General features: G+C 58.6%; 9 protein-coding genes. 4 read left to right on the top strand and 5 right to left on the bottom strand.

All coding sequences use genetic code 11. From position 1 onward, the window contains the following. The first annotated feature begins 112 nt into the window (after positions 1-112). The 3 genes from LAT62_RS14765 to LAT62_RS14755 all read left to right on the top strand — a co-directional run bounded on the left by LAT62_RS14765 (position 113) and on the right by LAT62_RS14755 (position 3,346). Positions 113-1,432: a ferredoxin reductase family protein gene (locus LAT62_RS14765; protein ID WP_293385642.1), complete on the top strand. Its 1,320-nt coding sequence runs from the start codon at positions 113-115 to the stop codon at positions 1,430-1,432. Further along, positions 1,429-2,622, top strand: coding sequence for a cytochrome b5 domain-containing protein (locus LAT62_RS14760; protein ID WP_293385639.1), 1,194 nt, complete (start codon positions 1,429-1,431; stop codon positions 2,620-2,622). The genes LAT62_RS14765 and LAT62_RS14760 overlap by 4 nt, the downstream gene beginning before the upstream one ends. A gap of 142 nt (positions 2,623-2,764) precedes the next feature. Continuing rightward, complete coding sequence (locus tag LAT62_RS14755; RefSeq protein ID WP_293385636.1) at positions 2,765-3,346, top strand: NADPH-dependent FMN reductase; 582 nt, start codon at positions 2,765-2,767, stop codon at positions 3,344-3,346. A 96-nt stretch (positions 3,347-3,442) separates the two neighbouring features. Here LAT62_RS14755 and LAT62_RS14750 read toward each other — a convergent pair whose 3' ends face one another. Both LAT62_RS14750 and LAT62_RS14745 read right to left on the bottom strand, forming a co-directional pair. Then, the gene (locus tag LAT62_RS14750) at positions 3,443-5,833 is read right to left on the bottom strand and encodes a cyanophycinase (RefSeq protein WP_293385633.1); all 2,391 of its coding nucleotides are present in this window, start codon (positions 5,831-5,833) and stop codon (positions 3,443-3,445) included. A 117-nt stretch (positions 5,834-5,950) separates the two neighbouring features. Then, a complete protein-coding gene (locus LAT62_RS14745; protein WP_293385630.1) occupies positions 5,951-6,082 on the bottom strand; it encodes a hypothetical protein in 132 nt (43 codons plus the stop codon). 220 nt (positions 6,083-6,302) lie between these two features. Between LAT62_RS14745 and LAT62_RS14740 the strand changes: the two genes are divergently transcribed. Further along, complete coding sequence (locus tag LAT62_RS14740) at positions 6,303-7,979, top strand: acyl-CoA dehydrogenase family protein (protein ID WP_293385627.1); 1,677 nt, start codon at positions 6,303-6,305, stop codon at positions 7,977-7,979. Here the strand turns inward: LAT62_RS14740 and LAT62_RS14735 are convergent. The 3 genes from LAT62_RS14735 to cobS all read right to left on the bottom strand — a co-directional run bounded on the left by LAT62_RS14735 (position 7,973) and on the right by cobS (position 9,825). Further along, positions 7,973-8,446, bottom strand: coding sequence for a DUF962 domain-containing protein (locus tag LAT62_RS14735; RefSeq protein ID WP_293385624.1), 474 nt, complete (start codon positions 8,444-8,446; stop codon positions 7,973-7,975). The two genes, LAT62_RS14740 and LAT62_RS14735, sit on opposite strands and share 7 nt — an antisense overlap. A gap of 69 nt (positions 8,447-8,515) precedes the next feature. Further along, positions 8,516-9,052 (bottom strand): histidine phosphatase family protein, encoded by a 537-nt coding sequence (locus LAT62_RS14730; protein WP_293385621.1) that lies wholly within the window; start codon positions 9,050-9,052, stop codon positions 8,516-8,518. Further along, positions 9,043-9,825 carry an adenosylcobinamide-GDP ribazoletransferase gene (gene cobS, locus LAT62_RS14725; RefSeq protein WP_293385618.1) on the bottom strand — a complete coding sequence of 261 codons (783 nt, stop codon included), beginning with the start codon at positions 9,823-9,825 and terminating at the stop codon, positions 9,043-9,045. The genes LAT62_RS14730 and cobS overlap by 10 nt, the downstream gene beginning before the upstream one ends. Positions 9,826-9,882 lie beyond the last annotated feature (57 nt).

Genomic DNA, 9,882 nt, shown 5'->3' with positions numbered 1-9,882 from the left:
TGTCGACTGCTCTCCCACTTGATCTGCATCAGCCAGTGCGCTGACAGGTCTTGACGTTCAGCAATTACCTACCACAATAGAGGTAACCTTCGCATTGCCATAAGGATTCTTTATGCGCGCATGGATCAAGCCCGGTTACGGGCTGCTGCTTTTGCTGCTATTACTGCCGCTGCTGATTGCAGCCCCCCGCCTGCTGACCCTCTGGGACGGCGGTCTGGCCGGTGCGCTTCGAGTCTTCGGGCTGGCCACCGGTATCCTGGGTATGGCCGCCCTGTTGCTGGCGGCGGCTCTCAGTATCCGGCTCCCCTCGCTGGATCGCTTTTTTGGCGGGCTGCCTCAGTTGTGGCTGGTGCATCGAGGGCTGGGTTTCAGTGCCTTCATCCTGATCATGGCCCATGCTCTGCTGTTGAGCCTGGCAGCAGCTCCGGCCAGCCTCGAAGCGGCCCTGATAACACTGTTCCCACCCTTGGACAACTGGCCAGTATGGTCGGGCTGGGGCGCATTGATTCTGATGGTAGTTTTTCTCGGGCCAACCTTCCAGTTCTTTGGCAGGCCTCATTACCAGCGTTGGAAGACGCTGCATCTTCTGGCTATTCCCACGACGCTTCTGGCCCTGGCACACCTGTTTCCTCTGGCCGGGGAATTCTGGTTATGGCTGCTGCTGGCGGTTCTAGCAGTAGGTGCCATGTTCTGGCGCAAAGGGCTGTCACCGCACCTCGGGCGCTATGAATACGAGGTCGTTGGTGCTGAAAAACTGGTGCGCGATGTGGTCGAGGTGCAGCTCAAGCCCGTGGGCAAGACCATGCCCTATGAAGCAGGGCAGTTTGTTTATCTGACCCCGCTCGACGACAATCTGTCCGCCGGGTTTAATGAGGAACACCCCTATACCATTGCCTCCAGCCCGGAAGACCCGATTCTGCGCATCGGTATCAAGGATCTCGGAGATGCCAGCCATGCCATACAGACCGTCACGCCGGGGACAAAAGCCTGGGTCGAGGGCCCGTATGGTGATTTCTATGAGCGGCTGTTTCCCGAGCGCAACCAGCTTTGGCTGGCCGGAGGCATTGGTGTAACACCCTTTGTCGGCGGCGCCCGGCACCTGAGAGATGCCGATGAACTGCCTGGCCATGCCGGGCGCAAAGATGCCCATGCCCACCTGTTCTATCTCGGGCGGGATCATGTACGTGCCTATTATCTGGATGAACTGCTCGATATTGGCGAGCACCATGATCGGCTGGCAGTAACGCCGCACTACTTCAGGGACGAAGGACCGATGAGCCATGACTTCTTGCTCAATCATTGCCCTGACTTCGCGGAGCGAGAGATCTACATGTGCGGTCCACCCGCGATGATTGATCACCTGAAACAGATATTCAAGCGAGCTGGTGTACCGAGCTCACGCATTCACAGCGAGGTCTTTGATTTCCTATGAACAAGATTGCTTACACCCTTTTCATTGCTTTCGTGGCCAGTGTTCTGACATTGGCAGCGGTCAACGCCCTTACCTCAGACACTGATTCTGATGAGGATTTGCGTGAAATTTCCCTGGACGAACTGGCAGAGCATGACAGCGAGGACAGCTGTTGGAAGGCGATCAATGACCGTGTCTATGATATTACCGATTACATTCCCAACCACCCGACGCCAGAGCATGTGATCACCGAGTGGTGTGGCAAGGAATCAACAGAAGCCTGGGAAGATATTGCCGGGGGTCGCGGCCACAGCTCCAGTGCGGCAGCCATGCTTGAGCGTTATCGCATCGGGGTTGTTGCCGGCTCCGGGCTTACAGAGGCAGATCTTGAAGAGGACACCTCACCGTCAGAGACAGAGCGCACGAACGGTTCGCAAGAGCGGCCGGCAGCGTCTGTCAGTGGCGACGCAAAGTGGGCTGATGGTTCCTATTATGCGGAACTTGAGCCGGATGACCGCGGCTGGACGCCGTTCGTCGAGCTGACCATCAAGGATGGCCGTATCGTGGGTGTTCACTATGATGAAATACAGCGTGATGAAGACGGCGATGTGACCGACAGCAAGCTGCAAAATTATGGCTATGCTGCCAACTGGCGCAACAACAGGGATTCGGACGTTTCACAGCTTTCGGCATTCCCCGGATATGTAGAGCAGTTGCTCCGCGCTGGCGACCCGCAGGGCGTGGATGGCATCAGTGGCGCCACATCGACCTTTGACAGCTTTACCGCGGCTGTCGAGGCAGCGCTGGCTGATGCCGAGACAGTAGAAGCCAGTGCCGCAGATATTCCCGATGCCAAAGGGGGTTACGAGGATGGTACCTATTATGCCGAAACCGAACCCAATGAACGCGGTCAGCTGGCGATGATCGAGATAACGGTTCGCGACGGATACATCTACAGCGTTCACTATGATGAGATCGGTCGAGATGAAGACGGCTCCGTTACCATGAGCAAGCGCACCGACTATGGCTATGCAGAGCGCTGGCGCAATGCGGTCGACAGCGGCGTAAGTCAGCTGTCTGCCTTCCCGGCCTATGTGCGCCAGTTGATTGAAACCGGCGATCCAGACGCTGTGGATGGCATTTCGGGGGCAACCAGCACCTATGACTGGTTCCGCGAGGTGTCTGCCAGTGCCCTGGAAGGTGCTCAGTAACGCTGTGGATACAGGCGACCCGGGTCGCCTGCTGCCACCGGCTTGAACCCGGTGGTGACAAGCCCTTACTATCCGGTTGACCCGAAGGTGAGTACGCTTCGTAAGGTCAAACATGAATCAGAGGATAGTAGAGGAGTTTTCAATGTCGACCCTTCAACCCGTTCTGGTATTGCCCGGCAGTCGCCGCGAAGGGGCTGTCAGCGGCCGAGTACTGGCTGCGATCGTCAGTCGCCTGGAAGGTCAGGGCATGCAGGTCGACGTGGTGCGCTCCGCTGACCTTACGGCGCCGTTGTATGATGGCGACCTGGAAGAAAAAGAGGGCGTTCCGGACAGCATCAAGCAATTGAACGAGCGTATGCAAAACGCCAGCGCGCTGGTCGTGGTCTCACCGGAATACAATGGCTTGTTCCCGCCTCTGCTCAAAAACACCCTGGATTGGATGAGCCGAACTACCGACGGGCAACCCGGCGCGAAAGTCTTTCGTGGCAAGCCGGTGCTGCTGGTTGGTTCATCGCCGGGCGCCAATGGCGGCCTGCGTGCTTTGCCGCATCTGCGCACCCAGATGGCCAATCTGGGCATGAATGCCTATGGCCCGCAACTGGCCGTGGGTCAGGCGGATCAGAAAATCGATGAGCAAGGCACTGTGACCGATGAGAGCCTGGCCAAACGGATGGATGGCCTGGTGGCCGGCTACGTCGAGTTCGCGCAGCGCCTCAGCGCCTGATACAAAAAAGGCCCTCCGGAGGAGGGCCTGTAAGGTGAGCAATGAGGGCTCACTGTTGCGCGTCAATCGAACCTGTCAGCACAGCCGCAGGCAGCGTTACTGGGGAGCAACATCCACCAGCACGTGGCTGTATCGGACCCGGTCACTGCCTTCGGCGGCGTTGGTTTGTGCGTTTACCCGAAGGGTGACTTTATAGGTCGGGTCGTCTTCATAAGACGTGCTGACGGCCTCTATTGCACCGCTGGTCAGCATCTCGATGGCCGTATCCCGGTAGTTGGTCTGGTACAGGATGTCGTCATTGGTGACCGCTTTGGAGTTGTTGCTACCTGGCCACCAAATGTTGTCAATATTGCTGGTGTTCCCTGCAAACTCGATGTCATAGCTTTCCGAATCAGGGTGCCAGATGAACCGGTCGCCTTCCTGCAGGTAGTGAGTGGTTACATCGCGGATGTCCAGCGGGGCGTCGACAATGGTCTGTGCACCGGCGACATCGACGATGTAGACGCCACCAGCCCCCACAACGGTCATGGTAACCCGAGGTTCGCCGTTCACGGTTTCTTTTACCGTATCCAGCGCAGTGGTTTCATCGACACCGAAGCCAAACCGCACCTCAGCCTGCTGAACCATCTGGATCAGACGGGTTTCGCGAGCGCGTTCCGAGAAATGCGTATCAGTGACACCCCAGCGGAATACACCCATGCCGCCGTCAAACTGCGCCGTATTGTCGGTGTAGCCGTTGACCAACAGGTTATGCGGTGAGCCCTGACGGATCATTGGTATGGTCTGGGTGTCGCCATCGTTCAGTTTGCCACCACCCTGCACGGCAGCACCGGCTGACGTGCCGCCGATGACCAGGTCGCCCTCAGCGTGACGCTCCAGGATCCGCTTCAGTTCGTCGCTTTCAACGCGCTGTCCACTCTCGTCATAGGTGACAAGAGCATCGAAAGTACGAACCTGGTCGCCACCGTTGATGAAGATGCCATCGGCTTCCGCGATCATGTCGGCCAGGCCGTTTTCACAGGCGGTCTTGTGGGCATCGAAGTAGTCCGGGAACAGCAGGTCCAGGTGCGCCGCAGAGGCCAAGCTGGCGTGCTGGGCGCCCAGCCAGTCACAGGAGCTGCTGTCACGGGCCTGACGGTAGGCCCGGTCCAGGGGCAGCCACTCGGCGTCGGCTCCGGCCAGGTTGAACAGATCGACATAGTAGTCAGCTGCCGCATAGCTGTTGGCGCCTGAAGACGTCATGACCAGCACTCTCGGGGTGTCAGTGTCACCGGTCTTGCGGGCCAGTTCTACAAAGGATTCGTAGATGGCCACTGAATCCTGATTGGTGCTGTCGGACAGGCTGGCGAATTCACGCGCCCGTTCGAAGTCGGTCAGCGGATCGATCAGCAGTTCCAGCGTCTTGTAACGCACCACGGCTGGCAGGCTGTTCCAGAGTTGGCCGCCGTTGTCGAAGCCATCGTTCAGGAGAACGGCTGAGAAAGCATCACGAAAGTCGTCGCGTTCATCGTAAACCAAGGGGTCACCGTCGTTCTCGTCGAGCATGTGTTGCAGAACCAACACGGTCCCTTCTCCTTCCTCTTCATTGAACCAGTTAGCTGCTTCAATGGCGTCAATGTTGTCTTGATCAACGCGGAAGGGTGCAGGAGGATTGCTGCCGGGATCTTCAGATTCGCTGGTGATGTAGAGAAGAATGTCGTACCAGTCATTCAAATCCATGGTGTTCCACAGGTCATCACCGTCAGCCAGCACTTCACCATCAAGTGAAGCCGCTGAAATGGCCGCGATCAACTCGTCCTGGTTCCGCGTTTCGGCATTATCGACAATGTCGTCAATCACATCGGTCAATGCTTTCTGGTCATCATCCAGCGTATCGGCCGGCAGGTTGTCGACCATATGCTGCACGTCGGCAGCCTTGGCGCTGGTCACAGTGTAGTTGAGACGTTCGTCGGCCTTGCGCAGACCTTCGAAAGTAGCGTACTGGGCACTGCTGCTGTCGAACCAGACAGCATCACCATCCACGCCATCAGGCAGGTCTTCAGTGGTGTCCGCATCCGTCACGGCAATAAAGGCGTTGCGAAAGTCCTGCCAGTCGTCATAGATCGCATCACCGTCGGCTAGCAACTCGTCGCGCAGGTGGTTCAGGATGATCTCCGCGCCGTCGCGGAAATCCGGGTCAGCGTCCCAGGCAGAGTCGGCCAGCAGGGTGTCGATTTTCTGCTCGCTGAGCTCCACGGGCTCACTGGCGGCCAGTGCTACGGTAACATCGGCCAGTTCCGGGTGGTCAGCCACCCGCTGATCCCAGTAGGCATCCCAATCTTCACAGCTGCCCTGAAAGGCGCTTGAGCAAACGCCGGCAGAGCCGCCCACCAATTGGTTGGTAGCGCCAATACTTCTGTCGGTGCTGCTGTTGCAGGCGGCAAGGGTCAGAGTCAGTGCACTGACGCCAATCAGGCGCCAATTGAATTTCAGTCTGGTGTCAGTCATTTTTGTTGTCCTGTCGTGCGGGTATCAGTCGCATGCGCCCGACGCCTGAGATGGCGCCAAGGACTCTCGCTGATACGGTTATCGGTTGTATGAATCAGGCAATGACAGGGGAGTGGGCTATTCGTCAAACCACTCGCTGAGATAGAAGGGGTCAATGGGGAAGGCCCGGAAGCCTTTTACTTTTTTGATCATGGCGGATTCACGTTGTTCCGTTATGTTTTGTTTGTCAGGATCGCGCAACGTTTCCATGTTGTGGTCAGTTCATGACCACTATCCAGTTAGCCTAAACTGTCGTTTAAATAAAAGTGAACTCTTATTGGGTGTCGCATAAGTTCAAATGGGGTTTGTTATGGCGACATATCGAAAGAAAAGGCGACGGCTTGCGAGCAGTGTTGGTGCGCACCTTGCCCAGTCGCGGTGCGTTGGGCTACAACTACAGACAGACTTGATGGCTTTTTGAGGTGCTGTGATGGCAACTTCCCGATACCCCCAGGCGGAGAAAGCACTGGCTGACACTCACGAGGTGCAGAACCAGCCGCCGCTGCTGGAAGACTACAATACCTATCTCGGCGATCAGGCCGCGCAGGAAATGACGGCAAGGTTCGGTGCAGGGCGCCACGAGCAGGCACTGATTGATCATGGCGCACTGACCGGATCCGCGGCCATGATCGAACTGGGCTTTCAGGCCAATGCACATAAACCCGAACTCCATACTCACGACCGTCGTGGCCACCGGATTGACGAGGTCCGCTTTCATCCGGCCTATCACCAGTTGATGCAAACCGCATTGGAGCAGGGCCTGCACAGCTCACCCTGGACCGACCCAGGGCCGGGGGCGCACGTCAAACGGGCACTGAAATATTACCTGCATGCTCAGGTGGAGGCTGCTCATGGCTGTCCGGTCACCATGACCTTTGCCGCCATGCCCACACTGCGTAAGAACAAGGCGATTGCCGAGGACTGGTTGCCGAAGGTGTTTGCCCGGGCCTACGACGGGCGCAATGTACCGTATACGCACAAGCAGGCGCTGACCCTGGGCATGGCCATGACCGAAAAGCAGGGCGGCTCCGATGTCAGAGCCAACACCACTGTCGCCCATCCACTGGAGACCCGGGGTGGTCTGAAAAGCTATGAGTTGGTCGGGCACAAGTATTTTGTCTCGGCGCCCATGAGCGATGCATTTCTGGTCCTGGCGCAGGCGCCGGAGGGGCTGTCGTGCTTTCTGCTGCCGCGCTGGCGCCCGGATGGCAGCAAGAACCCGCTGCAGATACAGCGCCTGAAAAACAAGATGGGCAATGTGGCCAATGCGTCCAGTGAAACCGAATTGCGCGGTGCGCTGGCCTGGCTGATCGGCGAGCCGGGGCGGGGCGTGCGCACCATCATCGAGATGGTGGCGCTGACACGCTATGACTGCATGATCGGCTCCAGTGCCGGCATGCGTCAGGCCACCGCTCAAGCCATCCATCATTGCCGACACCGCAAGGCCTTTGGCGCGGCACTGAGCGAGCAGCCGCTGATGCAGAATGTGCTGGCAGACCTGGCACTGGAGAGCGAAGCCGCACTGGCCTACACGCTGCGCATGGCGCAGGCGCTGGACAATGCGGATGATGAGAATGAACAGCGGCTGATTCGCATCGGCACGGCCATCGGCAAATACTGGATCTGCAAGCGCACGCCGCAACATGCCTATGAAGCCATGGAATGCATCGGCGGCAGTGGCTTGATGGAAGACTGCATCATGCCGCGCCTGTTCCGGGAATCACCGGTGAACGCTATCTGGGAGGGCAGTGGCAACATCCAGTGTCTGGATGTACTGCGCAGCATGGACAAGGAGCCGGATGCACTGGAGGTCTTCATGGCGGAGGTCAGTCTGGCAGCTGGCGCTCATCCGCTGTTCGATGACTTCATGGCAAGTCTTCAGGAAGAACTGGAAGAGACCGACAACCTCTCCTATCGCGCTCGTACCCTGACCGAACACCTGGCGCTTGCGATGCAGGCGTCACTGCTGTTGCGTGGTTCGAACATGGCGGTTGCCGATGCCTTCTGCCAGAGCCGCCTGCAGCCCGGCATTGCGCTGAATTACGGCAACCTGCCGGCTGGTGTGGATTGCGCGGCCATCATAGAGCGGGCAGCGCCCGTTCAATAACGCCAATTCAAACGGTCAAAAATGAACGCCATCACCCAGGCCGGGCCTATCATCAGAAACTGGATATCTTCGAAGAACGAAGGCTTCTTGCCCTCGATATGGTGCCCGACAAACTGGCCAACCCAGAGGATGGCGAACACAACGACGCTGGTAATCAGCACCCCAGTGACGCCCACCAGGCCCTGCAACCCGGCCAAACTGAGATAGCATAGCAGCGTAAAGGCTGCCATGCCCAGCGTCAGCGGCCAGGACAGCCGCGCGTAGAAGCCCACAATGACAAGTAACCCTAGGGTTGCCCAGTTGAACCAGGGCAGGGCAGCCATGAAGGCGGGCTGCGGGATGACCCACAGCAGGCCGACGATACTCCAGAAAATACCGGGCACACAGACCCAGTGGATCTTCTTGTTGGTCGGGTTCTGGTGGCTGACGGCATAGGCATCAAGCCAATCTTCAATGGTTCGAGCCATCCTCTGTACTCTTACACGATGAACCTGTTTCCGGTTTTAGCACTGGCAGCGACAACTGACAACCTCGAATCAGTTGCGGATGGTGTGAACAGAGGCAAAGGGCACAGGGCTTCCGAAGGCTTCGGCCAGTGGCAGCTCGCAGTGCAGGTGCATAAAGGCGCGTATCACGCCGGCATGGGTCACCACCAGGGCCTGTGGCGGCAGATCAGCCAGCATGGACTGGCAGCGTGCAATAAAGGCGGGCACGGACTCTCCATCCGGAAAGGCAAAGCCGTATGGATCTTTGGCCCAGCTATCGAGTGCGGGGCGTGGGATATCGTCCCAGCGCTGGCCTTCCCAGGCACCGAAATGGACTTCACGCAGGCGTTCGTCCAGCTTTACTGATCGCCCCCGGCTCAGAGCACTGGCAATTTCGGAGCAGCGTGTCGAGGGGCTGGAAAAAATGGGTGTATCGGGCTGCAATGCCCAGTCAGGCAACTGGACTGCAACCGATTCTGCCGTGGTCTGTGCGGGTTCGGCCAGCGGGATATCATGCCAGCCATAGCACACGTCTTTGCGCGCCGGTGGTCCGTGGCGTACCAGACACAGGTCCATGATCAGAGCCAAAGGGCAGGTGCGGCCAGCCCCAAAAGCCATACCAGCTCGGTCAGCACCACACTGGCCCCAAGACCGTCTCCGGTGTAGCCACCCAGGTGTCGTTTCAGTGTCCACCCCCAGTAGAGAGCGACCAGACTGACCGCAATCAGGCTGACAAAGCCGGTACCGCTGATCAGCGCGACCAGCATCACACCCATTGTGGCGAGCGCCAGGCGACGACCGCTGAAGCCCTCTGCCACCGGCTTGACCTTGCTCTCTCCGGTACGTGTCACATAGGGCAGCAGGCGCATCAGCAGCAGAGGGGTCAGTCGGCTGATACAGGGGGACACCAGCAGGGCCAGCCAGATCAGGTCCGTGCTGACCAGAAGCGCCCATTTCAGCCCCAGCGCCATCACCAGCGCCACCGCTCCATAGGTGCCGATGCGGCTGTCCTTCATGATGGTCAGCCGCTGTTCCCGGTCTGCACCGCCGCCCAGCGCGTCGACACTGTCAGCCAGGCCGTCCTCATGAAAGGCGCCGGTCAGCCAAAGATGAACGGCGAGCACCAGCAGAATGGCCACCAGAGGCGTCCAGACGAGAATGAACAGGCTGTACAGGCCCGCATAGAGGGCGCCCAGCAACAGGCCGACCAGCGGAAAATAGAGGCTGCACTGGTTCATCAGTTGCGGACTGTAGTCGATGCGCAGTGGCATCGGTATACGAGTCAGAAACCCCACGGCGAGCCAGAACGCCTGCCATTCGCGGCGCAGGCTGAAACGGGCCGGATCATCCACGGTCTGCATAGGCGTTCTCAGCTTTCCGGTTCAGCCGGCCCGGAAACACCGGCACTGTCGAACGTG

This window comes from Natronospirillum sp. (assembly GCF_022565775.1).
Taxonomy (GTDB): domain Bacteria; phylum Pseudomonadota; class Gammaproteobacteria; order Pseudomonadales; family Natronospirillaceae; genus Natronospirillum.
Note: the sequence above shows the minus strand (reverse complement) of the source record. Positions and strands in the feature narration are given on the sequence as shown.

What these genes read in the sequence shown, in the direction of transcription:
- LAT62_RS14765 (WP_293385642.1), top strand. Translation starts at nt 113, where the DNA reads ATGCGCGCATGGATCAAGCCCGGTTACGGGCTGCTGCTTTTGCTGCTA.
- LAT62_RS14760 (WP_293385639.1), top strand. Translation starts at nt 1,429, where the DNA reads ATGAACAAGATTGCTTACACCCTTTTCATTGCTTTCGTGGCCAGTGTT.
- LAT62_RS14755 (WP_293385636.1), top strand. Translation starts at nt 2,765, where the DNA reads ATGTCGACCCTTCAACCCGTTCTGGTATTGCCCGGCAGTCGCCGCGAA.
- LAT62_RS14750 (WP_293385633.1), bottom strand. Translation starts at nt 5,833, where the DNA reads ATGACTGACACCAGACTGAAATTCAATTGGCGCCTGATTGGCGTCAGT.
- LAT62_RS14745 (WP_293385630.1), bottom strand. Translation starts at nt 6,082, where the DNA reads ATGGAAACGTTGCGCGATCCTGACAAACAAAACATAACGGAACAACGT.
- LAT62_RS14740 (WP_293385627.1), top strand. Translation starts at nt 6,303, where the DNA reads ATGGCAACTTCCCGATACCCCCAGGCGGAGAAAGCACTGGCTGACACT.
- LAT62_RS14735 (WP_293385624.1), bottom strand. Translation starts at nt 8,446, where the DNA reads ATGGCTCGAACCATTGAAGATTGGCTTGATGCCTATGCCGTCAGCCAC.
- cobS (WP_293385618.1), bottom strand. Translation starts at nt 9,825, where the DNA reads ATGCAGACCGTGGATGATCCGGCCCGTTTCAGCCTGCGCCGCGAATGG.